Source organism: Sutcliffiella rhizosphaerae (genome assembly GCF_917563925.1).
GTDB classification, from domain to species: Bacteria; Bacillota; Bacilli; order Bacillales; family Bacillaceae_I; genus Sutcliffiella_A; species Sutcliffiella_A rhizosphaerae.
This window is the reverse complement of sequence record NZ_CAKJTJ010000023.1, coordinates 24,995-50,764: the sequence shown is the minus strand read 5'-3', so window position 1 is coordinate 50,764 and position 25,770 is coordinate 24,995. Positions and strand designations below refer to the sequence as shown.

Annotated in this window: 27 protein-coding genes and 1 pseudogene; 11 read left to right on the top strand and 17 right to left on the bottom strand. The window is 36.4% G+C overall.

Annotated elements, in window-relative coordinates; translation table 11 throughout:
- Positions 1-4 precede the first annotated feature (4 nt).
- The 4 genes from LRP81_RS16810 to LRP81_RS16795 all read left to right on the top strand — a co-directional run bounded on the left by LRP81_RS16810 (position 5) and on the right by LRP81_RS16795 (position 4,494).
- Positions 5-2,029, top strand: coding sequence for an ABC transporter ATP-binding protein (locus LRP81_RS16810; RefSeq protein ID WP_230503280.1), 2,025 nt, complete (start codon positions 5-7; stop codon positions 2,027-2,029).
- 179 nt (positions 2,030-2,208) lie between these two features.
- Positions 2,209-3,030: an amino acid ABC transporter substrate-binding protein gene (locus LRP81_RS16805; RefSeq protein WP_230503264.1), complete on the top strand. Its 822-nt coding sequence runs from the start codon at positions 2,209-2,211 to the stop codon at positions 3,028-3,030.
- Positions 3,017-3,718: an amino acid ABC transporter permease gene (locus LRP81_RS16800; RefSeq protein WP_230503279.1), complete on the top strand. Its 702-nt coding sequence runs from the start codon at positions 3,017-3,019 to the stop codon at positions 3,716-3,718. The genes LRP81_RS16805 and LRP81_RS16800 overlap by 14 nt, the downstream gene beginning before the upstream one ends.
- A 32-nt stretch (positions 3,719-3,750) precedes the next feature.
- Positions 3,751-4,494 carry an amino acid ABC transporter ATP-binding protein gene (locus LRP81_RS16795; RefSeq protein ID WP_230503263.1) on the top strand — a complete coding sequence of 248 codons (744 nt, stop codon included), beginning with the start codon at positions 3,751-3,753 and terminating at the stop codon, positions 4,492-4,494.
- A 141-nt stretch (positions 4,495-4,635) separates the two neighbouring features.
- Here LRP81_RS16795 and LRP81_RS16790 read toward each other — a convergent pair whose 3' ends face one another.
- Positions 4,636-4,836, bottom strand: a complete 201-nt coding sequence (locus tag LRP81_RS16790) for an alpha/beta-type small acid-soluble spore protein (protein ID WP_230503262.1) — start codon at positions 4,834-4,836, stop codon at positions 4,636-4,638.
- Positions 4,837-5,095: 259 nt separating this feature from the next.
- Here LRP81_RS16790 and LRP81_RS16785 point away from each other — a divergent pair, with 259 nt between their 5' ends.
- Complete coding sequence (locus LRP81_RS16785) at positions 5,096-5,338, top strand: hypothetical protein (RefSeq protein ID WP_230503261.1); 243 nt, start codon at positions 5,096-5,098, stop codon at positions 5,336-5,338.
- Between the two features lie 147 nt (positions 5,339-5,485).
- Here the strand turns inward: LRP81_RS16785 and LRP81_RS16780 are convergent, their stop codons facing one another.
- The 8 genes from LRP81_RS16780 to LRP81_RS16745 form a co-directional block, all read right to left on the bottom strand.
- The gene (locus LRP81_RS16780; RefSeq protein ID WP_230503260.1) at positions 5,486-6,586 is read right to left on the bottom strand and encodes an ABC transporter ATP-binding protein; all 1,101 of its coding nucleotides are present in this window, start codon (positions 6,584-6,586) and stop codon (positions 5,486-5,488) included.
- 115 nt (positions 6,587-6,701) lie between these two features.
- Positions 6,702-7,613 (bottom strand): PucR family transcriptional regulator, encoded by a 912-nt coding sequence (locus LRP81_RS16775; RefSeq protein ID WP_230503259.1) that lies wholly within the window; start codon positions 7,611-7,613, stop codon positions 6,702-6,704.
- 362 nt (positions 7,614-7,975) lie between these two features.
- Entirely contained in the window at positions 7,976-8,164 is a 189-nt protein-coding gene (locus tag LRP81_RS16770; protein WP_230503258.1) for a hypothetical protein, read from the bottom strand.
- Between the two features lie 67 nt (positions 8,165-8,231).
- On the bottom strand, positions 8,232-8,444 hold the full coding sequence (locus LRP81_RS16765) for a YheE family protein (protein ID WP_230503257.1): 213 nt from the start codon (positions 8,442-8,444) through the stop codon (positions 8,232-8,234).
- Between the two features lie 173 nt (positions 8,445-8,617).
- Positions 8,618-9,811, bottom strand: a complete 1,194-nt coding sequence (locus tag LRP81_RS16760) for a YheC/YheD family endospore coat-associated protein (protein ID WP_230503256.1) — start codon at positions 9,809-9,811, stop codon at positions 8,618-8,620.
- A complete protein-coding gene (locus tag LRP81_RS16755; protein WP_230503255.1) occupies positions 9,808-11,166 on the bottom strand; it encodes a YheC/YheD family endospore coat-associated protein in 1,359 nt (452 codons plus the stop codon). The genes LRP81_RS16760 and LRP81_RS16755 overlap by 4 nt, the downstream gene beginning before the upstream one ends.
- A 1-nt stretch (position 11,167) precedes the next feature.
- Positions 11,168-12,244, bottom strand: coding sequence for a YheC/YheD family endospore coat-associated protein (locus LRP81_RS16750; protein WP_230503254.1), 1,077 nt, complete (start codon positions 12,242-12,244; stop codon positions 11,168-11,170).
- A gap of 4 nt (positions 12,245-12,248) precedes the next feature.
- Positions 12,249-13,616, bottom strand: coding sequence for a YheC/YheD family endospore coat-associated protein (locus LRP81_RS16745; RefSeq protein WP_230503253.1), 1,368 nt, complete (start codon positions 13,614-13,616; stop codon positions 12,249-12,251).
- A gap of 98 nt (positions 13,617-13,714) precedes the next feature.
- On the opposite strand from LRP81_RS16745, the gene LRP81_RS16740 reads away from it, so the two are divergent.
- The 5 genes from LRP81_RS16740 (at position 13,715) to LRP81_RS16720 (ending at position 18,901) form a co-directional block, all read left to right on the top strand.
- Positions 13,715-14,848 carry a DUF445 domain-containing protein gene (locus LRP81_RS16740; protein WP_230503252.1) on the top strand — a complete coding sequence of 378 codons (1,134 nt, stop codon included), beginning with the start codon at positions 13,715-13,717 and terminating at the stop codon, positions 14,846-14,848.
- A 94-nt stretch (positions 14,849-14,942) separates the two neighbouring features.
- Positions 14,943-15,299 (top strand): YlbF family regulator, encoded by a 357-nt coding sequence (locus LRP81_RS16735; RefSeq protein ID WP_230503251.1) that lies wholly within the window; start codon positions 14,943-14,945, stop codon positions 15,297-15,299.
- 281 nt (positions 15,300-15,580) lie between these two features.
- Entirely contained in the window at positions 15,581-16,441 is an 861-nt protein-coding gene (locus tag LRP81_RS16730) for a Cof-type HAD-IIB family hydrolase (protein ID WP_230503250.1), read from the top strand.
- 266 nt (positions 16,442-16,707) lie between these two features.
- Positions 16,708-17,454: an RNA polymerase sigma factor gene (locus tag LRP81_RS16725; protein WP_230503249.1), complete on the top strand. Its 747-nt coding sequence runs from the start codon at positions 16,708-16,710 to the stop codon at positions 17,452-17,454.
- Between the two features lie 16 nt (positions 17,455-17,470).
- Positions 17,471-18,901 carry a hypothetical protein gene (locus LRP81_RS16720; RefSeq protein ID WP_230503248.1) on the top strand — a complete coding sequence of 477 codons (1,431 nt, stop codon included), beginning with the start codon at positions 17,471-17,473 and terminating at the stop codon, positions 18,899-18,901.
- A 78-nt stretch (positions 18,902-18,979) separates the two neighbouring features.
- On the opposite strand, the gene LRP81_RS16715 is transcribed toward LRP81_RS16720, so the two are convergent.
- The 7 genes from LRP81_RS16715 to LRP81_RS16685 form a co-directional block, all read right to left on the bottom strand.
- Positions 18,980-19,450: a GyrI-like domain-containing protein gene (locus LRP81_RS16715; protein WP_230503247.1), complete on the bottom strand. Its 471-nt coding sequence runs from the start codon at positions 19,448-19,450 to the stop codon at positions 18,980-18,982.
- Positions 19,450-19,833: a VOC family protein gene (locus tag LRP81_RS16710; protein ID WP_230503246.1), complete on the bottom strand. Its 384-nt coding sequence runs from the start codon at positions 19,831-19,833 to the stop codon at positions 19,450-19,452. The genes LRP81_RS16715 and LRP81_RS16710 overlap by 1 nt, the downstream gene beginning before the upstream one ends.
- Before the next feature lie 15 nt (positions 19,834-19,848).
- The gene (locus tag LRP81_RS16705; protein WP_230503245.1) at positions 19,849-20,298 is read right to left on the bottom strand and encodes a hypothetical protein; all 450 of its coding nucleotides are present in this window, start codon (positions 20,296-20,298) and stop codon (positions 19,849-19,851) included.
- A 147-nt stretch (positions 20,299-20,445) separates the two neighbouring features.
- Entirely contained in the window at positions 20,446-20,937 is a 492-nt protein-coding gene (locus LRP81_RS16700; protein ID WP_230503244.1) for a GyrI-like domain-containing protein, read from the bottom strand.
- Positions 20,938-20,954: 17 nt separating this feature from the next.
- On the bottom strand, positions 20,955-21,362 hold the full coding sequence (locus LRP81_RS16695; protein ID WP_230503243.1) for a VOC family protein: 408 nt from the start codon (positions 21,360-21,362) through the stop codon (positions 20,955-20,957).
- Positions 21,363-21,378: 16 nt separating this feature from the next.
- On the bottom strand, positions 21,379-21,759 hold the full coding sequence (locus LRP81_RS16690; protein WP_230503242.1) for a VOC family protein: 381 nt from the start codon (positions 21,757-21,759) through the stop codon (positions 21,379-21,381).
- An 18-nt stretch (positions 21,760-21,777) separates the two neighbouring features.
- On the bottom strand, positions 21,778-22,161 hold the full coding sequence (locus tag LRP81_RS16685; RefSeq protein WP_230503241.1) for a VOC family protein: 384 nt from the start codon (positions 22,159-22,161) through the stop codon (positions 21,778-21,780).
- A 175-nt stretch (positions 22,162-22,336) separates the two neighbouring features.
- Here LRP81_RS16685 and LRP81_RS16680 point away from each other — a divergent pair, with 175 nt between their 5' ends.
- Positions 22,337-23,848, top strand: coding sequence for a coproporphyrinogen III oxidase (locus tag LRP81_RS16680; RefSeq protein ID WP_230503240.1), 1,512 nt, complete (start codon positions 22,337-22,339; stop codon positions 23,846-23,848).
- Positions 23,849-24,569: 721 nt separating this feature from the next.
- On the opposite strand, the pseudogene LRP81_RS16675 reads toward LRP81_RS16680, so the two are convergent.
- A pseudogene (locus tag LRP81_RS16675) lies at positions 24,570-25,736 on the bottom strand (IS256 family transposase).
- Positions 25,737-25,770: the final 34 nt, after the last annotated feature.

The window sequence follows — 25,770 nt, the reverse complement described above, 5'->3', positions numbered from 1 at the left end:
GGAAATAAAATCAGGTAAACGATTATTTAGATATGCACTAACCCAAAAGAAAGTCATTATTTTTGCATTATTAATGCTATCCATCGCAGTTTCTGCAGAGCTTACAGGACCTTTTATTGCTAAGCGTATGATTGATGAACATATTCTAGGTATCGAAAAACGATGGGTTCTTACTGAAGAAAATGGAACTGACCATGTGTCTTATAATAATGCGTTTTATATTAGAGAAGATCGAGTTTCAGAAGATGTGAATGTATTAGATGAAAATACGGCAAGAATCCTTCAAATCGGAAGAGATTATTATTTTATTCCATCTGATATAGAATTTGATGGGGAAAGATCAGTAAATAATGGAGAACTAACTATTACAAGAGGTGAGCTGACAGCCACATATCCAGCACAGGAGCTTTCTAACAGTGAGCTGATCAGCTTCTATCAACCAGAAGTAAAATATATCATCTATTTAGTCGTCCTATACTTTGGTTTACTTGTAGTGGCTTCTTTTTTCCAATATGGACAAAGCTATTACTTACAAACTTCAGCAAACAGAATCATTCAAAAAATGCGTGAAGATGTGTTTGGTCAAATTCAAAAATTGCCAATCCAGTATTTTGATCATCTACCCGCAGGAAAAGTCGTGTCTAGGATTACCAATGACACTGAAACTATTAAAGAATTGTATGTAACCGTATTGGCAACATTTTTCTCAGGAGTCATTTACATTACAGGTATTTTTATTGCGCTATTTTTACTTGATGCAAGATTAGCTACAATCTGTTTATTACTGATACCTATTCTTATTGTTTGGTTTATTATTTACCGTAAATATGCATCTTTTTATAATCATAAAATTCGTGCTCTACTGAGTGATATTAATGGAAATATTAATGAATCGATTCAAGGAATGCCAATTATTCAAGCATTTCGCAGACAAAAGAAAGCGAAGGAAGAGTTTGAAGGCTGGAATGAACAACATTTTACTTTTCAAAAAAAACTTTTAAGCCTGAATGCATTGACTTCCCATAATTTGGTTGGGGTGCTTCGTAATATTTCGTTTGTCGTTGTCATCTGGTATTTTGGAGGAGCATCCCTTGGGATTGGAACCATGGTTTCACTTGGTGTTTTGTATGCATTTGTCGATTACTTAGGGAGAATGTTTGGCCCGATTACTGGTATGGTCAACCAGCTTGCAAATTTGGAGCAGGCACGTGTTTCGGCGGTGAGGGTATTTGAACTTATGGATGAAGCAGGTATTCAAGTTTCAGACGAAAGAAGTCCTCGCTATGAGGGGAATGTGACGTTTGACTCCGTTTGGTTTGGCTACAAGGAGAATGACTATGTGTTGAAAGACATCTCTTTTGAAGCAAAAAAAGGAGAAACAATTGCACTTGTTGGTCATACTGGATCAGGAAAAAGTTCCATTATGAACCTTTTATTCAGATTTTATGATATCCAAAAAGGAAGCATACAAATAGATGGTCAAGAAATTTCTGACGTACCTAAGCAAGTAATTAGACAGCATATGGGCATAGTCTTACAAGATCCGTTTCTATTTTCAGGTACCATTGCATCCAATGTAAGCCTGGAAGATGAGAGAATTTCAATGGAGCATGTAAAAAAGGCCCTTAATGATGTTGGGGCAATGGATTTTGTTCAGGCGTTACCTAAAGGATTAGATGAGCCAGTTATTGAAAAAGGAAGTACTTTATCTTCCGGACAAAGACAGTTAATCTCATTTGCACGCGCACTCGCATTTGATCCAGCAATTCTAATATTGGATGAAGCAACAGCAAGTATTGATACAGAAACTGAAGCAATCATTCAGAAAGCCTTGGAAGTATTGAAAAAGGGAAGAACTACGTTTATCATTGCCCATAGGCTTCCTACTATTAAAAATGCAGATCAAATTCTAGTGTTAGATCGTGGAGAAATTGTCGAAAAAGGAAACCACGATGAATTGATGGAAATAAAAGGTAAGTATTATCAAATGTACGAACTCCAGCAAGGATCAAAAGGACTTGCAGGATAATGCAAAGGTCTATGGGGCTAATCCCATAGGCCTTTTTATATAAATTGACAAGAATAAGTTTGCAGAAGTGTTGGAAAGGATAAAAATAAAACAAAGTCTTTGACAAGTCCTATGACTTTCTATACTATTCAATATGTGCTAAAAATTAATTCATATAAGAATACTGGGGGTTTAATACAATGAAGAACAAAATTCTTTCCTTATTTGCACTAGTTCTCCTTGCTGGAACAGTTCTAAGTGCTTGCGGTACAAATGATAATAATGCTGGTACAGGTGATACAGCAGAAAATAATCAGGATAATCTATTAGCAAAAGTTCAAGAAGAAGGTGAGCTTCTAATTGGTACGGAAGGTACTTATCCTCCGTTTACGTTCCATGATGATTCAGGTAAATTAACAGGATTTGATGTGGAATTAGCAGAAGCTATAGCTGAAAAGCTTGGAGTAGAAGCTAAGTTTATGGAAACTCAGTGGGATGCCATGTTCGCTGGACTTGATTCCAAGCGTTTTGATATGATTGCAAATCAAGTGGGTATTCGTGATGATCGTAAAGAAAAGTATGATTTCTCTGATCACTATATCTCATCAGCAGCAGTATTAGTCACAAAAGAAGATAATACTGAAATCAATGGTTTTGAAGATATTGAAGGCAAAAAGTCAGCACAATCATTAACAAGTAACTACGCTGACCTTGCTCGTGAGTATAACGCAGAAATTGAAGGTGTAGAAGGTTTTAATCAAGCAATCGAATTACTTAATTCCAATCGTGTGGACGTAACTATTAATGACAAACTTTCTGTTCTTGATTTCCAGAAAAACCGTCCAAATGCAGCAATTAAAATTGCAGCAGAACATGAAAATGCAGCACAAAGTGGATTTATGTTCCGCCAAGGTAATGAAGAGTTAGTGGAAGCTGTTAATAAAGCATTAGCTGAAATTATCGAAGAAGGCACGTACGACGAAATCTCTGAGAAATGGTTTGGTGAAAATGTACTTAACTAGTATATTGGCGGATCCAGAACGTCTTGAAAGATGGATTACCATTGCACAAAGTTCCCTTCTCCCATTATTGAAGGGAGCTTTGTCATATACAATTCCATTAACTTTATTATCATTTTCTTTAGGTTTGTTTATTGCCGTACTTACGGCGTTGGCACGTATCTCACCGATTAAACCTTTGCAGATTGTGGCAAGAATCTACGTTTCCATCATTAGAGGTACGCCGTTACTTGTGCAATTATTTATTATATTTTACGGTCTGCCTTCTGTAGGAGTTACAATAGATCCATTTCCAGCTGCCGTAATTGCTTTTTCATTAAATGTTGGTGCATATGCATCAGAAATTATTCGTGCGGCCATTCTTTCTACACCGAAAGGGCAATGGGAAGCAGCTTACTCAATGGGAATGAGTTATCCGCAAGCATTAAGAAGAATTATTCTTCCCCAAGCTTCAAGGGTATCCATTCCACCGTTGTCTAATTCTTTTATAAGTCTTGTCAAAGATACTTCGCTTGCCTCTTTAATATTGGTAACAGAAATGTTTAGGATTGCACAGCAAATAGCAGCTACCAATTATGAGTTTTTACTGCTATATATACAAGCAGCTGCTATATATTGGGTAATCTGTTTCTGTCTATCACTAATTCAAGGAAGGATTGAACGTAGGCTGGATCGCTATGTAGCAAAGTAGAATTGTTAGTTAAAAGTAAAGGAGCTCCTGTGATGATATCAGTAAAGAGCTTATATAAGCAATTTGGAGATTTAGAAGTTTTAAAAGGAATTGACTTACAAGTGGAGCAAGGAAAAGTTGTAGTTGTTATTGGACCTTCCGGTTCTGGAAAAACAACTTTGTTGCGTTGTTTAAATATATTGGAAAAACCAACTTCAGGTATTGTTGAAATAGATCAGCAGTCATTGGATTTTTCTCAAAAAGTTCCTTCAGGGAAAATTGCAGACTTTAGACGATTGACAGGCATGGTTTTTCAAAATTACAATCTTTTTCCTCACATGACAGCCCTACAAAATGTAATGGAAGGACCCATTACAGTAAAAAAAGAGGAAAAAGCGAAAGTAAAAGAGCGAGCTATTAGCCTTTTACATAAAGTTGGACTTGGTGACAAATTAGATTTCTACCCTTTTCAGCTTTCAGGTGGCCAGCAGCAACGTGTCGGAATTGCCAGAGCGCTTGCCATGGAACCGAAAGTAATGTTATTTGACGAACCAACTTCTGCGCTTGATCCAGAGCTAGTCGGGGAAGTATTAAGAGTTATGAAAGAATTGGCTCATGAAGGAATGACTATGGTTGTTGTAACACATGAAATGAAATTCGCAAAAGAAGTTGCCGATGAGGTAATATTTATGGATGATGGGAAGATTGTGGAGCAAGGAGAACCAAAGGAAATATTTGAGAACCCTATTACTGACCGTACTAAGCAATTTTTGCGACTTATAGAGAGTGGAGTTTAATAGCTAGGATAAGGCCTCGTTAGTGGATTAACGAGGTTTTTTATGTACTAAACTGCACTTTGTTTATATTTCTAATAAAAGCAAGACACCTCAAAAAATGAGGTGTCTAAGCCATAGTATAAAATTTTCCTAACTAAAAACTTATCTTCCGCCTAGTTGTTGTTCAGCCATTTGAACTAAGCGTTTTGTGATTTCTCCACCAACAGAACCGTTAGCGCGTGAAGTTGTGTCTGCACCAAGGTTTACCCCAAATTCTGTAGCAATTTCATACTTCATTTGGTCGATTGCTGCTTGTGCTCCAGGTGCTACTAATTGATTAGAAGAATTGTTTCTGCTTGCCATGATGTAATTCATCTCCTCATAATATGGTTTTGGTTGGACCTGCTGGATTTGCACCAGCGTGCGCATTTTGTTCTACGCTCACCTATGGAAGGTCCAGTAGTGGAAAAGCCGTTACTTGTATTATAAGAAAATAGAAAAATCCTTATTCATAATTAAAAAGGTAATTTATGGATATTTAAAAATATTGACGTAAGAGCATGTTTTTGTGAGGAATGGTGAAATTATTAGTGGATAGTAAAGATGAATCGGAGGAACAGAAATGGATATCTGTCCATTATGTAATGGTTTGGAAGAATACGTGGCAACATGCGATTTCTGTGGAAAACAGTTAATAGATCAAGGAAGGGTCACAGATTTCTTAGATAATTATAGTGCTTATATGGATATCAACCTGTTAAAACAAGTGGACGGAGAATTGGAGAGTGTGAAGAATCATACATGTATTCATTTGGTGCTTTGTACTGGGTGTCAGGCGGAACATATCATATCTGTTAAGGAGTAGGGAGGGCCTTTTGAGTTTTATTTATAATATCGGACTAAACTGGAGGAACGCCAATCTTAGTCCCATTAGCCCAATCCTAATTTGCAGAAAAAGAGGTTGTTAGGAAGCCATAAATTAATGACTTCCTAACAACCTCTTAAAGAGAAATTAAGAACGAATACGAGATTCAGTTTCAAAATCGAAGAAGTGACATTTGTTCATGTCTAGTGCAAGTTGAAGCTTCTGTTGAGGCTTTACATCTGTACGTGAATCAACACGAGCGACGAAATCTTGTCCATGGATTTGAGAGTAAAGCATGGATTCTGCTCCAAGTAGCTCGGAAACTTCAATAATTGCTTCAATTGTGCTTCCGACAGAGGCCTCAATGAATACTGGCTCATCATGAATGTCTTCTGGACGGATACCAAGAATAACTTCTTTGCCAACATATCCTTGATCACGAAGTACTTTCATTTTTCCTTCAGGTACACTAATTTTTTGCTCGCCAATATGGAATGCACCATCTTCAAGTTTTCCATTGAAGAAGTTCATGGCAGGAGAACCGATAAACCCACCTACGAAAACATTTTCTGGATTTTCGTAAACTTCTTTTGGTGATCCAACTTGTTGAATGATACCATCTTTCATTACTACCAGACGAGTAGCCATTGTCATTGCTTCCGTTTGGTCATGTGTTACATAAATAGTTGTTGTCTGTAAACGTTGGTGAAGTTTGGAGATTTCCGCACGCATTGCTACACGAAGCTTTGCATCAAGGTTAGATAACGGCTCATCCATTAAGAATACTTTTGCATCACGTACGATAGCACGACCAAGAGCAACACGCTGGCGCTGACCACCAGATAATGCCTTTGGTTTACGATCTAAATATTGCTCAAGGCCAAGGATAGCTGCAGCTTCTTTAACACGACGATCAATTTCTTCTTTTGGGAATTTACGTAATTTCAAGCCGAATGCCATATTATCATATACATTCATATGTGGATACAATGCATAGTTTTGGAATACCATTGCGATGTCACGGTCTTTTGGTGCAACATCATTCATTCTTTTGCCATCGATTGAGAAGTCACCTTTAGAAATTTCCTCTAAACCTGCAATCATACGAAGTGTAGTGGATTTCCCACAACCTGAAGGACCGACGAATACGATAAATTCCTTGTCTTTAATGTGTAAGTTGAAATCTTCAACTGCTGTTACATTTCCTTCATACACTTTATAAATATTATCTAATTGTAATTCTGCCATTGTTTTCTCCCCCTAAAATGAAATCGTTTTCTTAATCTGATTCAAGTGTACCGAAAACGCATACATTTCGTAAATGTACAAGGTGCACAAAAAAAAGCAACGTCTTTGTGCAACGTTACTTTTTATGATTACTTTCTAGAATGATGATTGCTAAATAGGCGGACATCGCCCCTTGAAAATTTTTAATATCCATTCCCGTCAATTCTATGAATTTGTCCATTCGATACTGAAGACTATTGCGGTGCATAAAAAGTTTTTTAGATGTAAGTGAAACATTTAAGTTATTCTCAATATAAGCTTTAATACTTTGAAGCAATTCTTGGTCATCTTGTAATGCTTGAAAAAGGAGAGTGGTTTGTTTTACCATTTCATCGTCTGCCTTATTTGTCAATATGTAAGGAATGGCATCTGCAAATGAATGAACCTTACGTTGTTTTCTTGCTTTTTTTGAAAAGTAAAAGCATTTTTTCTCCCACTTGTATGTTTCTGTTAATCGTTCATTAACGTAACTGTAAGAACCGATATAAAAATCTAAATTTGCGTAAAAATCACTTGCGGTTGTATCAGCAATGTCAGAAAAGACAATATGTTCCTCTTGAACATGGTCGTCTTTATATTCAATGATCACACCAGCCGTTGCATTTTCCCATACAATATCGATTGGCTTTTCAAAAAATGCTGATATAGCTTCATTCCACTCTTCTTTGTGTATGGTTGGTTCTGAAAATTGAAAGTGGATAAATCTAATTTGGTCCTTTTGTAGATTCTTAATGAAGTCAGGATCAATCTGTCCTTGATACAAAAACTGAAACCAATTCTTTTCGGATTCTGTCATCGATAAAGTATTTTCTTCTACTTTTTGTAGAAATGTTTCTAATAGTAACATTTCCTTCTCGTTCACAGCATTTTTTTCGATGCCAACATATTCATTGGAAGCTGAAAGAAACCATAGGTAGCGGGAAAAATGGTGAGGAAAAGTGGATTTAATTAATGAATTTGGAAAAAGTTTTTCTAATTGATTGTACATAAGAGTTTCCTTTCCTGCTTACTATGGTTTTATTATAACCAAGAGGACTCTTTGTACAAAGTAAAAGACTAAACAATACAATGAAAAAACTCCTCATATTAGAGGAGCTCAGACTGTTGACAAACCCAAATTATTTTTAGATTTGTATTTAACTGTTGATCTTCGTTGCAGACGCTTCGCTTTCCGCGGGCGGTCCGGGAACCTCCTCGGGCTGCGCCCTGTGGGGTTTCCCATGTCCCTTCCTCCCGCAGGAGTCTGCGCGTCTTCCACTACGATCAACAAGGGAATTGCATGGATTTAAATAAAAATGTACCTTTGTCTACACACTGAACTCCTCATATTAGAGGAGCTTCCGTCTCATTTCAATTGTTTTGGGATGGTGGTTCTTCTTTTTCCAGTTCCCTTGCTTCTTCAATGTTCGTATATCGATCTCTTTCAAATACACTGCCGCCTGCCATTCCTTCATTAATATAACGGTCTATATCCATGAAATATTCATCACGGCCTTCGAACTGCTTGTCTTTGGTTTTCTTTTGATTTTTATCATTCATAAGAAAATCCCTCCTTACTAATTAGTGTAACTAAAGGAGAGAAAAAGATTCTTTGAAAAAGAAGAGTTTAGTCATATACATGAAACAGCATTAACTCATGAATTTGGGCTTCAACAGCTTGTTTTTCTTCTTCAGAAAAGGCATGGGATTCAGGCCATTCTATCGTCCCATTTTTATGGTAGACAGCTTTGACAGAATGTCCTTTATAATAAAATGATAGATGCCAGCCTGGTAGTTGATTGGTTTGATATAAAGGTGTTAATTGAAAGTGTGAAATCAAGCCGTATTCCCTCCTAAAATAAAGAAAAGTGAATGTGCCTTATTAAGCCCTGACAAGCAAAAGACGAATCGGCTTATGACAAGAGCGGCTAGGTGCTGAGTTAGACCATTTTAGTAAAATAATATACGTTCTTAATTTTTATTTTAGCCATTGATGAACATGTTCGACACTTATTAAAAAATATCCTGCTTGATAAAATCGGTTTTTTCGTAAAAAACCTTCGTGATGTTTTCGGCAGCTTGTTTTTTTATTATAGCTTCATCAAAGTCCATGGGCTTGGCATTCAATTCAAATATATAAAACATTCCGTCTGACATTACACCGATGTCAGCAGAAAATTCTCCAATATCATCATAAAAATGAGATAGTTGTTTGCCACATATTCGGATGATTCTTTCCATAGCCATAATATCAGTTTGAATTGGAAGGTCCTCTGTTGAGACAATTACCCCTCCTGCAGGAACATGGGTGGTTACCTGCTGTTTCTTTGCCATTCTTACTCCTATACCCGTTATCCTAAACCGATTCTTATGCAAATGGGCCAAGACCCGGTAATCAAATTTTTTTCCATTCATTCTCACAGTGGGGATAGCTTTTTGGATAATATAATCATTTAGTGCAGCTTCCTTCTGAAAGTAGCGAATCAATTTTTTTATGTTAGGAAATAAAACGGTAGTGGTTGCGGTTGTTTTCATTAGAAATGTATGACCATTTTTTGTAATAAGATAAACACCTTTTCCTTTGTGGCTAAGTCGCTTTTTTATATACACAGCAGAATAATTGGTAAAGAATTCTTCCAGAGATTCTTGTGATAAAAGGGCAGTGTCTGGAAGATAGGGTGCTAAAGTTTCATGGTCTTTTAACTGTAAATATAATTCCCACTTATCAAAGAAGCTAGGATTTAAAATCGGTATATGATACAAAGAGGTTAATTTTTCTATTTGTGCTAACAATTCTTTTTCATCTTTGTAGCGTGCAATTCGATTATAGATAATATCTGGAAGCGGCGTTTTCATCCTTATCCATTGATCGTGTTCCGGCAGATAGCAGAAACCAGTAATTCCGTTATCAGTCAATTTATCAGGTGTGAATACAATCGAGATTCCGCCACCTTCTTTATACAATGTTTTTTGAATCCTTTTAAACAAAGGAATATTGCCAATGAATCCTTTTTTTTCAGGACTTGCCATAATGCCAATTAGTGGACCAGTTTTCAAATCCTGCATGAAGCAAGGGAACGTAAAATGTTTAGGGTGATGCTCTTTTTTAAAAGGAACGGCAAAAAACTTTCCAAACATCACATTAGCTTTTTCCTCGAAGGTTTGATACCAAGTCCGTTTGACAGGATCATAGTGAAGTTCTTTCATGTAAACACCCCTTCCGGATGTTTAATCGTTTTTTCTGTTAAATAAACAGCATATTCAATAGATAGCTTGCGAGTTAATATGTCTTCATTTCGTAGCTTTGGATGATAGAAAATGGAGCGACCAGGTTTTGAATTGGCTTCAAATAGCCATACTTTATTGTCTTTATCAATGCCAAAATCAAACCCTATTTCTCCAATAAAACCAGGTAGATGAGTATCAATGGCGTTGCTAATTAATAAGGAAGCAACATTCAATTTTTCAATGACTGTCTTTTGCTCTTGTTCCTCTTCAAAAATTTCGGGAATGGTTTTAATGATACCACCACTATTGGCGTGGGTAGTAATGCTTCCTTTTCCGCTTAGCTTCGCTGCCAGTGCGCTGACTTGCCATTCACCTTTTTCATTTTTATTAGTATGAACTCGAAAGTCAATAAAGGAATCATCCTTTTTAAGCAGCGGAATTCCTTGTTGAACTAGGTAGCTAGAAAGTTCTTTATTTTTAAAAACATGGGATAGTAACGGCTCTAGGTTTGAGAAACGAAGCAGTTTATTAACAAAATGTTCATTTTTATAACGAACATAGTATAATTCATCTTCACGATTATAGATAATTTTATAAACGCCAAATCCAAGGCTGCCATTTTTAGGCTTTAAGTAAACGAATGGATGTTTAGCTAAATACTCTTCAATGGTCTGAATGGAAACTGTATTTATCGTTTCGGGAAGATACGGGACAATACGTTCCTCTATACGAAGCTTTTGGTGAATGTCCCACTTATCAAAAAATCCTGGGTTAAACCACGGGATCGCATATTCTTTTTGAATGCGTTCACGTGTAGAGGAAAGAAGGCGGTGTCTTTCCGTGCGACGATTTGGAAGCCGATCATATACAACATGAGGAAAGGGTAATGTCTTTTTGCACCATCCGGATTCTGTGAAAAGATATCCTACCATTGTCCCTTCTTCCCAATTAATATGATTGGCACCAAATAAAAACATATAGGCTCCAACTTTTCTTTCCGTAGCAAGTAGTTTAGAAAAGAATACGGAACGCTCACCAATTGGCCGCAGGATGGAGCTTGTAAATCCAGCAGTAAATATTCCGATTAAAGGTCCAAGATGAAGTGTTTTTTCATGAACAAACACATGAATTTTCCCTTCATATGGAAGCAGCAATTGGTCAAATAATTTTTGGGATATCCATAGATGATGTCCACTATTGTAGGTGGCTACGCAATGAATTTGATAGGTACCAAAGGCAATAGAATCAATCTGATATTCATTTAGCATCTCTGGAAGAACTATTTGATCCTCCAGTAAGTCTTCTTTACATTTAATAGCTAACAATGCTTTCACATTAATCAACTCCTGATTCGTTCGCCATATTTAAAGCCAAATGCAAACAATATTTTCCCGGTGCTTCATATATCTCCTTTTGTACTGATGGAGTGGCCATTGTTACTATCTTATGACCTGGCTTGGAATTAATATCTAAAATCCACAAATTATCATCCTTATCCATTCCAATGTCGATAGCCAATTCAAAGATTGGATGAAAAGAAGCTTCTATAGCCAATGGCAATGCTTCCATAATCCTAGTTAGTTGCGTCTCTACATATTTTTTCTGATAAGAGTTCATATTTTTTTTAAGTGAAGAAAAAGGATGCATTTTCCCCCCACCTGCTAAATTGGAAGTTATATGATTCATTAGACCAGTCCGGAATACGCGAATACGCTCCGTCCATTGACCACTGTTGTCTTTTTGTAGCAATATTCTTATATCAAAAGGGGTATAATTCCTATTTTGTAGGAGGAAAAAGGGCTGGAATATATAGTCGTTTTTTTTCATTTTTTTATGTAGCCATTTTGAAAAATGCTCTTTGTTCTGAAAAATGTGCTTTTCTTCTCGTGGCTGAATCACTTCTTTTACAATAAATTGTTCAAACATTTTTTCCACCTTTATCAAGCCTTTACCTTGTGAGCCTTTTATTGGTTTCAAAAGCCAGCAATTCCGCTTCTGGAAGTTAGCCTCCAAGAAAGAAACACTTGTCAATCTATAAGTATCGGGTAAAAAGCTTTGTAAAGATGGATTGTCGCAAAGTGATTTGTAAACTTGCCATTTGTCAGGTAACCCGTAGCCAAGAAATGTAATTTTTCTATTTGCTTTTAGTCTCTCAACTGCTTGTTTGTGTAAAAAAGTTTCTTTTGTTGTATAGTAACAGCGGTCATAGATAAAAGAAGGTATGGGAAATGCTGCTTCCTCCCAATCCTTCCTTTCATGATTATAAACGTAGCCAGTTGCCGAATGATTGTCAAAGTGAAGGGCGGCTGGTGAAAACACAAATAATTTCACACCACATGGAGCGATATTTTCCGCTATTTTGGTAAAGTAAGAACTTTTTAATGAAAACGATAGGACACCTAGAGAAATCATGTTATTATTCCCCCTTTAAATTTTCACTGATGAGAAAGAGGCAATACAGTATGACAGCTTTTGTGGAGGGACGTATACTGGTGGAATCTGTAATTGGATTCATGTTTTTCGAGGGCTTCGTATTGACTTCAATTAACCATGGCCTCCCACTAGTATCGATAGCCAGATCAATCCCAAGTTCACCGAAAACCCCTTCAGAAACATTTCCTATCTCTTTGGCAACCTCTAATGCAACTTCACGTAAGTGTTTTACAATTTGTTCGCATTCTTTTTTTTCAAATTTAGTACGTAACGCCTTTTCGACTGAAAGCATTTCTCCGCCTTGTGATAAATTAGAGACAAAAGACCCGTTTTTAGAAGCTCTTGCCGTACTAGAAGTTATTTTCCATCTGTTATTTTCTCTCCGGTGACATAAATATCGAAAGTCAACGGGTCTGTCATCAATGCTGAGTAAATCTAGTCCTTGCTGAATGAGATATTGTCGTTTTTTGAGATGTGGAGCGAGTCGGTGATACAGATCTGCCAAGCTTTTGTACGATTTTAATACATCCTGCTGAAGGGAAGAATAAGCCAAATTAAAGCCGTTCTCTATTTTACTTAGTTTAAATATCTGCTTTCCCTGACTGCCGTGAACAGGTTTTAAAAATAGAGTAGGATATATATCTAGCAAGGATTCTAAGTTCTTATGTGTGAACAATTCAGTTTCAGGCAAATATGGTAGTAGGTGGTCTATGTTGGATAGCTGTTCATGAACTGTCCATTTGTTTAGAAAGTGATTGTTAAAATACGGGATCTTCCAAGTGTGAAGGTCTGTTGTGAATTGTTGAAACATTTTACTCTTTTCATTCGTACGTTTATGGAGGCGGTTATGGACGACCTGAGGGAAAGGTAAGACAGATTCTTTCCAGCCAGTTTCTTCAAAGACAAAACCATTCATACTTTTATCTGTCCAGTGTTTATTAAGCGTAAATACATAAAATATTGCACCTATCTCCTCAGAATATCCAGCCATTTCCCTGCAGTATGTTTCGATAGACCGTAAATCTATCGTATCTTTGTTGATAGAAATCTCGGTTAATAAGCCAATAACAGGACCAATATGCAAACAATCATCTTCATATGACACTAAATATGTTCGTTCTTCATAAAAAAGAAATAATGAATCCAAAACTTGTTTATCAAGTTTTATCAAAAAATCCTCATCATTGATACTTACTACTTGACAATCTATACTATTCCTACTGCATTGGATTTCTAGAGAAGAAAGGTCACAAGGAAGCTTCAATTTTCTTGCTAAAGTTTCACTTATTTGTATAATTGGAAAGGAAGTTTTATTTTCAATAGGTACCATTTTTACGGCTTGAAAGTTCATGATTTTCCCTCATTTTCTTTTTGCTAGGGATTGGGGGAAATCCCTGTTTATATAGTATTTATTTTGAATAAATCGGTGAGTGGAAAGAGGTAAGAAAGATGGATATAGTAATGACTATCTTAATTATGATGGTAATAGGGGCAGTAATTGGTGGTTGGACCAATTCGTTAGCAATAAAAATGCTCTTTCGACCTTTTAAGCCCATATACATTTTGGGAAAAAGGATTCCGTTTACACCAGGACTTATTCCTAAAAGAAGATCAGAACTCGCTCAGCAATTAGGAAAAATAGTAATGGAGCATCTGTTAACTGCTGACAGTATGAAAAAAAAGCTAGAAAGCAGTTCGTTTAAGGAAAATGCAGAAGGATGGATGAGAGGAGAAATTAATCGATTTTTAGATAAGGAAGAAACAATACAACAAGTACTAGATAAGTTCGGTATTAATAATGCTGAAGAAATTATGAGAGGGAACATACAACAAATTGTCACGACAAAATATGAAGAAGTAATGACTGGTCTTCGCCAAAAGCCAATACAACAAGTGGTACCAGCAAATCTGTTGCATTCTGTTGAACATCACATTCCAAGTGTTGCCGAGTTTGTATTAAATAAAGCAATCACACATTTTGAGAATCCAGAAGGCAAGCAACAACTTGCAAGAATGATAAATGACTTCATCGCAACAAGAGGGAAGCTAGGAAGCTTTGTCCAAATGTTCATGGGCAACTATCCACTTGTGGACAAAGTGCAACCGGAAATAATAAAATTCTTAAAGCATGATGGAACAAAAGATGTCTTATTGAATGTTATGTATCGAGAATGGAACAAGCTAAAAGAAATGGAAATGTCGGAAATAGAGAATCGTATTACAAAAGATGTCATCCTTTCTGCTATTCATACTGCTGTTGGTAGAACAATCGATCTTCCAATGTGGATGAATAAAAAGGTTAAAGAAGCAATCAAGCCAATTTATCCATGGTTAATGGAGCAGATGGTTCCAACCACAATTAATGTTTTTAGTAAAATGTTGCTTGAGAAGCTGGAAGAATTGCTACAGAGATTAAAACTTGATGAATTAATACGTGATCAAGTAGAATCTTTTTCACTTGAAGAAGTAGAAGAGATGGTACTATCAGTGTCAGGCAGAGAGCTAAAATTAATCACTTATTTAGGTGCGGTACTTGGAGGTTTGATTGGGTTTTTACAAGGAGTGCTCGTACTATTTTTGTAAACATAGGAACGAATAGTTTGTATGACTTCATATCCTTTGTTATACTGGTCACTAGCATGCTGAAAATTTGGTTAAAAAAGGAAGGGTGAATATTATGGCAAATAATGTATATGACATTGCATATCATTTGGAAGCAGCAGTTAAGGAAAGCGGAGAATTCAAGAACCTTCAAGGTTTATATAAAGAAGTTTTTGCAGAAGAATCAACAAAAAGAATGTTCGAAAACTTTCGTAATATTCAATTGGAGCTTCAACAAAAACAAATGAATGGCATTGAAATCTCCCAGGAAGAAGTGGAGCGAGCACAACAAACAGTTGCGCTCGTTCAACAAAATGAATCAATTGCGAAGCTGATGGAAGCGGAGCAACGAATGAGTATGATGGTAAGTGAACTGAACAAAATCATCATGAAACCATTAGAAGAATTATATAGTAATGTAGAATCATATTAAGGATCGAAAATGAAGTGCACTTCCTACTTAGAGGTGCACTTTTTAGTATGACTATTTAAAATTTATTGTTAGTAGATCCAACTATTTAGTTTTGGCATAGGAAGAGAAGCCCTCCAAGCAAACTAGGGTAAGTAGATTTTTGACGGTTGCATTCAATAAAAACAAATACTTGTTCATGAGAAGCCATACACTTTTTTGCTATGAATGTTCTATTGTTTCGTTCCCCCACATACTCATATCAATAAGGGTAAGTACAAACACCTTAGATAAGGGGGATTCCCATGTTGTATCGCATGCTTGCCATAAATATTGATGGAACGCTGCTTAAATCAAACGGAAGGCTTGCAAAGGAAACGAAACAAGCAATAGAATATGTTAAAAATAAAGGGGTTTACGTGACATTAGTAACCGGGAGAAATTTTGCATTTGCTAAAAAAGTGGCGAAATCACTCAAACTGGATACATTTTTAGTTACGCATGGAGGAGCCTTCATTGCCTCCAAACTGGACCAACCACTTCACGTAAAACGAATTTCTGAAGAAAAAACATTTAATCTCGTTCAGGTTCTTGAAAATTATGATTGTACAGTCCGTATCCTTCATGAACGCTATTCTATCGGGAATAGACTAAGAGGGGCAAATAATCTGATGGCAAGAGCAGTTTTGGGTTCAAGCGATCCACTAATTTATCCAATGCAATTTGTGGAATCCTTAGGTGATACATTAATAGACAATCCGATGTCTCCACCTAAAATGGAAATTTATTTTACCGAACCTGAAGAAAGGGAAAGAGTATTCACAACCCTTAAATCCGCCTTTGAAGGAATAGAGGTACTCGTTCATGCAGACGGTAAAATGGATATTCTCCCAGAGGGTGGAAACAAACTGGATGGATTGCTGGCACTTGGTGAAGTACTAAAAATACACCCACAAGAAATGGTCGTTATCGGCGACACTATAGAGGACCTTCCGATCATTGAAGTTGCGGGGTTAGGTGTGGCGATGGGCAATGCTCCGAAAGAGGTAAAGCATGCTGCAGATTGGATTACTCGAACAAATGATGAAAATGGAGTTGCCTATATGATTAAAGAACATTTCCGAAAGCAATATAAAATTGCCTTTATAAATAAGATGAAAATATAGAAAGTAGGGAGTCAGGCTGAGTCGGGAGCTTGACTCTTTTTTGTATTGTCCAAAATATAAGCGATTCGTCAAGAAGGTAAAACCCAACCTTCTCGTCGCCCCGTCTTATGATTGTCGGGGCTGAACAAGGCGCTTGCGCTTTTCTGATTGTCAGAATATTTGTTTTTTTCTTTTTTTCATGTATAGTGGAATAGATAATTCTTACAACTTTGTTAGAATTTTAACTTTAATGGCATCATTAATATAGATAAGAGGAGGGGTGTGTGATGGATTCTGGTGTGGAAGAAATGGAAGTAGAAACGAGACTTTGTGAGATGGAGGATCAAAAACTTGTCCAAATTGCTCAAACAGGTGATAGGGATGCCTTTGGGGAATTAGTAAAACGATATAGACGGAAGGCAATGACATGGGCGCAATTTATGGCCAAGGATACAGAACTAGCAGAAGATATTGTACAAGAAGCATTTATTAAAGCATTTATACATATGGGATCTTTGATCGATGTCAGCCGATTTACTCCTTGGTTAAGAAGAATAGTAAACAATCAAGCGAATATGAAATTGAGACGTGGTGGTCCTAATAAAAATGAACAATTATTTACATGTATGGAAAACAATTATGCTGCAAAATGGGATTCCATTGACTTTCATGATATCGATCACATTCTCTATCATTTAACAAAGCGGGTGACTAACGATATTCACTTGGAATATGGGAATCCAGAAACACTTATATTAAAAAAGGAAGTAATCGATGGAATTCATGCCCTATTGCACTGCCTCACAAAGAGGGAACGACAAGTATTTGAAGCTCATTTTTTTCAACAAATTTCTCCTTCTGAAATGGGAACACTTTTCGGAATGTCTGTCGGAAATATTTACACAACACTTTCAAGGACTAAAGTAAAGATTAAGCGTGAACGAACACGAATAGACCTTAGCAACTATTTGAAAGTACAGCTTGGTTCTGAAGCTAGTAAACGAAAGGTACTCTCAAAGCCTATTAATCTCTAAAAGGAGTATGGAATGTATGACACTAGAAGTTAAAAATAAAACAATGACCTCTGCAGCCCAGTGCATGTTTGCTCTTTTACAGTATACAGATAAGAAATATTTGACTCTATCAGAGGTAATGGGTTACAGTGCACATGCATTTAGAATAAACATCCACCCAGAATCAGTAAGCCCCGCAGGACCCACCATGTTTGCCCCATACGAATTGGTTTCCAAAAGCCTTCAAACAATTGGGTTACACACACTAACAATCACTGACGTTACTCCTTTATCGGATAAAAGTCTTGCTGATGCAATCAGGATGGCACAAGGACGAATTGATATGGGAGTTCCCATTATTTCTTGGGATTTGTTTGCTCCCGAATTCGGAATAATTTATGGATACGATCATGAAAGGCAGGAATTTTACGCAAAAGATGTTGATAAGGATGGAGCAATAAAATATACAGAACTTAATAATAGGCGATTTAACAATGTCTTTATTTGTGGTTTCTATGAGTCGATACCAAAAAGCATACCTATCATGCTACGTGATGCATTAAGAAAAATAATTGAACATGCACATGGAAAATCACCTTTTGCATCCTATGATTATAAGCATGGACTAGCAGGATATTCAGCGTGGATTCAAGCCTTTCAATCGCAAAAAATGGATGTTTTCGGTAATTCATATAACACGGCTATTGTTGCCGATGCACGTCAACATGCTTACCTCTTTTTTTCTGAGTTAATCTTGAAATGGAGATTGTCTACAGACATAGATAAGCAAGTGCTCACATACCTCGAAAAAGCTAAAGCACTATATTTCAAGGTTGCAGAATGTTTTCAACAACTTCAAAAAATGTTCCCCTTTCCTAATGGAGGAACTCCTAATGATCCTACCAACAGTGCAAAAGCAATACAAATACTTAGAAATGCACTTGAGTGGGAAACAAAAGGAGTGGAAACGCTAGAAATATTACTAGATATTCTGCTTGAATATGAAGATGAAACATTTATGCAACCAGTTGTCCAGGAAAAAACCTTTCAATTTGCCGGAGAAAAACATAAGGGGAAATTCGAAGATTTTGAAATAGAAATACCTAACAAAATGTTGGAATTAATGAAAAAAGAAGAAGGGATTGTTTCCCGAATTATTACTATCAGGTTAGCAGCATATGAACCTCAGACAAGGGATAGAGAAGAGGGGGCATTTATTGTAGCTCGTCCAGTCAGCTTCGAGCCATACGATTTGCCACGAAAAATAAAGTATTATAAAATTACCAATAAGTTTGCTAGTATACGGGGAATTATGAAAGAAAAACCATTGGCGTATGAGAAACTAATGAGCTGGATGAATGAAAATGGACATGTCCAAAATATGAATGAGTATTGTGTTGAAAGGGTAAAGCAACCACAATTCAGGGGTGGGGAGGATGAAGTAGAAATTTTTATCCCACTAGTGTAGAAATGCTAATTGAGGCAAACGATCAAGAAGATTAATTTAAAAATAGGACGGAGATGAGGTTCATCCGTCCTGTTTTCATTACTTTATTGGAATAAAAATATCTAGATTTATACTATACATTTGTTCAAAGTCGATTATTCTATCATCTGTAGCTATTTTCTCAACCGTCCAGTTAGAATAATTGATTTTATTCTGTTCTTGCATCATCCAGTGAGAAAGCTCATCATAAGCTCCATGTATCTTTTCAACTTTACCTTGATAATTAATTTTTCCATATGTTTGAGGATAGACTGTAATACTAATCATATCCTTTGGTACCGATGCCACTTTTTCTACTTCATACCCAATGAAATACGCAGCTTCATATTCGTTGCTGGGGACTTCTTTGTGAATGCCAACATGCCTCTGAGTATTCACAATATTATCAATCTCTGAAATTCTCCTTATTAACTCTTGTCTAGCTTTTGGAATCTCCGTTACGAATTCACCAAATGGACATGAAATTCTAAATCCAATGATTGTTATTTCACTTAAGGAAACTTTGTGCATCATAACCATCCTGACCATACATCGAATTTATTGCCATTTAAATCGTAGAATCTGAAGTTTTTTCTATTGTTATCATACATCTTAATCTCCTTCACTTTTACATTACGATTTTTTAGCATTTTATGTGTTTCTTCAATATTTTTACTCCTGAAAGTCACTAGCTGCATTTCGTAATCTTTTCCTTCCCACGCATCCGTCAAATAACTAATCTTTACATCTTCAGGGTACTTAACTTGTACAAGAAATATCACTGGACCGTTGCCAAGGTCAAAACAATGGCCATTCCAGGCAAACCCAAGCTTTTCCTCATACCATCGGATGGAGGCATTTTTATTCAATACTGGCAAATAAATAGTATCGACGAAATCGACAATTTGCTTCAATTAATTCGTGCCTCCTTATTTGATTCGCATATAAACTTCTAAGTCCATCGTTCCATCTTCTTTTGGGTAATATAGTTCAAACATTAACTCCTCCGTAAAATCCTTTCTTTCTAATTTATTCTGGAGAATCCAGTTGTCCAAATTATTGTAAAACTCACCCATTCTTGTGACATCAAACGTATCTCTTGCATATGCATAATGCCCTTCAAGACGTAAATAAGATATCCCATCTGGGAGTTCAGTAGGCTTATCCTCTAACAATGCTCCGCAATAGAAAAATCCTACATCATGAGATGGTCCTTTTTTGGGCTCATAAACAATAGACCTAACAGTGTCCTTTTGCATTTCGAACCGCCCTCTAAATTCATCAACAGCCTTTGGTATCACTACTGGATAATCTTCGAATTTTTCAACATTTTTAATGCCTATTAAATGAAATACTCCATTCTTAGTATTAAATTTCATCTTATTTCATCTCCATTTTATCTATAAAATGTAAATAGCTATTTGGCAAATCTCCTTTAAGACATAGGCTAATCGATCAAGAATGGGAAAACAGAAGCCATCTAGCATACTCATCTTATGTTTTTAGGGGTAGAATTCGTCTCTCTGTTATTTTTGGGTGATTGGAATCCATATTTCAAAGTGTGGATCTTGTAGATCCCGATCAAGAGGATATTTCTCGTGTTTTATTGGAAGGATGTCCTCAAAGTATCTCACTTGTGTTTCTCTATAAGTCATATACTCACTATCCATTATCCAACGAGAAATTTTATAATAAGTTTCTCCAATATCTTCTCCTTTCTGATGATTTGTTACAAAGTAGGTGAATTCAGGAATATATAGTTCCATCATGCCAACTGGTATTTCTTGCTCGTTTGTCACTTCGAACATAGAGTAGTGAGCAAATCCATCAGGTCTGGTGTGATAAGACAAACCTAATTGTAAAGTAGGATTGATTACATGTTGTAGTTCATCTGTACGCTCACTCATCTTTTGGATTGTTTGCTTCAATTGCCCGATCTCAGACCATGGCCCCTCCCACTTTAGTCCAATCGCTCGGTATGAAGATCTTTTAACTATTTCATAAGGCTTTGTTTTCATTTTTGCTCATCCTTTTGTTATTTTCTTTGCTTTTCTTCGCAAAACATAATCTTATTTCCTTCTGAATCATAAACTTCAAAGAATCTAACAGAACCTGATCCTTCAATGCTAGAAATAACGTCTACGTTTTTCTTTTTCATAGTTTTATAGGTTTCATCTATGTTTTCTGTATCGAACATAAAGAGATGATTCGGACTTGGTTTTAAAGTTTCACGATGAATGCTGTCCAAAATAAGGTTGGTACTTCCGAGTGGAATGGAATAAATAGTTTGCATGTCAGGAGTTGCAGTGCTCATAAATTCGTCATCCTCTGGTAATCCCATAATATCTCTGTACCATTTCACAGCTCTTGGCATTTGATTTACAATAACGAATACCCCACCAATGCTATGATTCAAAAGTGTTTCTGTTCCATTTGTAGACATGATATTCACCTCGCTTTTAAATTAATTGTATTACTCCCCACATGTTTCCGTTTATATCAATAAACTTCAATACCCAACCAAATCCTTCATCCTGAAAAAATGTTATATTAACATGCAATGAATGTAAGTGATGGGTTAATTCATGAATTTTTTTACTGTGATATAGTAAGATAGGCATTACTTCTTCATTGAAAGTAAAATTTGCTGCTGTATCGTCTCCTGTTTCCCAAAGCATTAACATCGGACCGTTTGGCAAAGATAAAAAAGCATGATTTAGGTCTTCTGACTTTTTGTTTAGGGTGAACCCTAGGTTTTTTGTGTACCATTCAATGGATTCAGCTAAATTATTTACAGGTATTTGCATATGCTCCAATCTTTCAAGAAATAGCTTCTTCAACTTTCATATCCCTCTTTTTTATTGACATACCATGAGTAAATTACCATCAGGATCTTTAAAAGCAAACCAAAGATAATTTTCAATATCTGTTACTAGTTCTACACCTAATTCTTTCATAAACTCAAATGCATCATATATATCCCCTGTTTTAAACATAAAAGCTGGAGTTTGGTATTGAGGGAGCCTATCGCTATCTTGTTTTTTCCATGATGGCATCTCATCTAAAATGACATCAACCCCATCCATCGGAAGGACATATAGGTGTCCATTTTCAATATTTCCCTGTTCTTGTATACCAAGAATCCTACAATACCAATCTTTAGCCTCTTTAACATTTTGGACTGGGATAAAAATACCGCTGACTTTATTTTGAATAGGACTTACGCGGTTTACTTGCTTCATTTAACTCACACCTTTCTCACTTATTTGTTTTCTCGTTTATTCTGATGCAACAAACTTAAATAAACTTACAATATTTTTAAAAATTTTTAAAAAAATTTCATAAAAGATCAATCTTGATAAACATCCGATACATCCGTTACACTAATGGAAGTGAAAGAATGGAAAGGTGATTTAGTTGAAAATATCAATTTTAGGTATAAATGATGATAGATATAAACGTCCGTTAACTCTAATTGCGGATCTGTTTTTTGAAGAAACAGAACTAGTTTTAGGTGAAGATGCATCTTCAGATTTGGAGATAAACTTTGCAATACAAGAGACAGATTCCCTGTTTTTTGTTAATGGAAAACTTTTTGAACAGAGCAGTAGCTTAGAAATGGAACTGGTTCCAAGTGAATCTGAAAAAGATAATTTTCGTAGAAAGAAGCAAGCAATATCCAATGTTTATTTAACCTTGCTTCAAGAGTATACAGGTATGATTCAGAAATGGGGTATTTTAACAGGGATTAGACCTACAAAATTACTTCATTCCAAATTACAACAAGGAATTTCTCGTGAAAAGGCACATCAACAATTGCGGGAAGATTATTTAATTACGGATGAAAAGATATCACTCATGCAGCAAATAGTAGACAGACAACTTCAGGTTGTCCCAGATTTATATAATCTTCAAGAAGAGGTCAGTATCTATATCGGCATCCCGTTTTGTCCAACAAAATGTGCATATTGTACGTTCCCGGCTTATGCTATCAATGGAAAACAAGGTAAGGTGGATTCCTTTCTCGGCGGCTTACATTATGAAATAGAATCAATCGGTGCTTGGCTAAAAGAAAAGGGTATAAAAATTACTACTGTATACTACGGTGGTGGTACTCCGACAAGTATCACTGCAGAAGAAATGGATATGCTCTATGAGCGTATGTATAACTCTTTTCCTGACATGAAACAGGTTCGTGAGGTCACAGTCGAGGCTGGAAGACCAGACACTATTACACCTAAAAAGCTGGAAGTACTAAAGAAATGGAATATAGATCGAATCAGTATTAATCCTCAATCTTACACACAAGAAACTTTAAAAGCCATCGGCCGCCATCATACAGTGGAAGAAACCATTGAGAAATTCCACTTGGCACGTGAGATGGGAATGAATAATATAAATATGGATTTAATTATCGGACTTCCAAATGAAGGTGTACCTGAGTTTACAAATACACTGGAGGAAACAGAAAAATTAATGCCAGAATCATTAACCGTTCACACATTATCATTTAAACGAGCATCCGAAATGACGCAAAATAAACAGCGATACAAAGTGGCGGATCGTCAAGAAATCGGACAGATGATGAGTATGGCAACAGAGTGGACATCGTCACATAACTATGTACCATACTACTTATATCGCCAAAAAAACATACTTGGTAATCTTGAAAATGTCGGTTATGCTCTGCCTGACCAAGACAGTATCTACAACATTATGATAATGGAAGAAAAGCAAACAATAATTGGGCTTGGATGTGGAGCAGCTAGCAAATTTATTCACCCAGTTACAGGGAAAATAACACATTTTGCTAACCCAAAGGATCCAAAATCTTATAATGAAGGTTTTGAGCATTACACAAGAGAAAAGATCCGAATCCTTGAAGAATTGTTTTTTGGAGCTGGTTATCAGATTGTTAACAAAAAATAATAATAGATTAATGCTTTTAGGCTGTAGAACGTCTCTGTGAAAATGGAGAAGCTCTGCGGCTTTTTGTGTTTTTGAAAGATAGTTTTGATATTTTTTAGGCTATTTGAAATGTTGCGTGAAAGAAACTAGGGCAGTGCGTCTTGCGGTTACTTGTTGAATCTTCTTTCTGACGATTGTTCCTTATTCATCTAAAATGGTTTTGCAACACAAACAGAGGAGAAATCAAAAGGAAAGTAAATGCCCGGAAATTTGCAAAATCAGAAAATCGGTCACACAAAAGGGAATTAAGTGCCCGAAAAACAACAAAATGAAAAAAACGGTCACATAGAAGGTAATTAAGTGCCTGGAAAACAACAAAATGAAAAAACCGGTCACACAAAAGGGAATTAAGTGCCCGAAAAACAACAAAATGAAAAAAACGGTCACACAAAAGGGAATTAAGTGCCCGGAAAAAAACAAAATGAAAAAAACGGGCACTTAAAAGGAAAAGCAGTGCCCGAAAAATAGCAAAATAAAGAAATCGGTCACACAAAAGGGGATTAAGTGCCCGAAAAACAACAAAATGAGTCAAGTCCATATTTATGTGTAAAAAGAGTTACAATGGATATATTGCTTGTTAAAGGTTTTGGGGTGTAGGTTTTTAGGTTTGACCTATATCCCTAATGTTTTCTTCGTTTCAAAGGTGTGTGAGAAAGTGAAATTCCGCAGCTCTTCCAAATAGTTAGAGGCTTTTCAAATACTTTGTTTTACTCCAGTCTTCCTCTATATTCATCAGAATAGCACCAATAATTCGAATGGCCGATTGGTCGTTTGGAAAGATTTGAATTACTTTTTCTCTTCTACGAATCTCCCTATTTACTCGTTCTAACATATTTGTCGTACGGAGATGCTTATGAAGCTCTATCTTTTGAGAGTGAAACTGCATGGCATCTTCAAATCCAGCATCTAACTTTTCTATGGTCTTGGCAAACCCTTTAACGTCTTGATACTTGTCCATAAATCGATCCTTAAGTTCTCTCGTGAATGTTAAGTTAGGAGTCTTAAATAGTTCCTTTAGTTCGGATCGAGCTTCTGACGTGCTCTTTTTAGGTAGGGTGTCCATTATATTCCGAAGAAAGTGGACACAGCATCGTTGCCAAGATGTTCCTAAAAATGATTCCTTAATAGATGCCACTAACCCTGCATGGGCATCAGAAGTTACTAGCTTAGGGGACTGTAATCCACGTGATTTTAAATAGTCAAAGAATGCAGACCAGCTTTCAGAGGACTCTCCATGTGTAATCCGTAACCCAATAATCTCTCTGTGTCCTTTTTCGTTTACACCGCAAGCGATATGCACCCCTTAAGAAACCACCTTATCATTCTCACGAACTTTAATATACATCGCATCGACATACAGGTAAGGGTAATAGATCGTATTTAACGGACGATTTCTCCACTCATTCACAATAGGGTCCAAAGATTTTGTAAGGTTGGAAACGAGGGATTTAGACACGCTTTTCCCACATAGCGCCTCTACAATTTTAGTCACTTTACGCGTAGAAACGCCATTTACCACCATTTCAATCATGGATAAGATTAAGGCCTGTTCACACCGATCATATTTCTCAAAAACAGTGGTAGAAAACTCCCCATCACGCGTTCTCGGGACCCTTAGGGTCAAAGAACCCGCACCCGTAATGAGTTCTCTATCGTAATAGCCGTTACAATAACCATTCCGGTTATCAGATCTTTCATGCGGAAGAGCATTAATATACTCATCTCTTTCTTTCTCCATCAGAGAGTTCAACACAAGGGCTAGGGACGCTTTAACCGGTGAGCCTAAGGAGCTTTTTTCTACTTCGGCTTTCAGTTGTTCCAAATTTATTGTAATATTAATAGTGGTCATTATCATTTCCTCCGTGTGTGAATGGTTTTTAGTC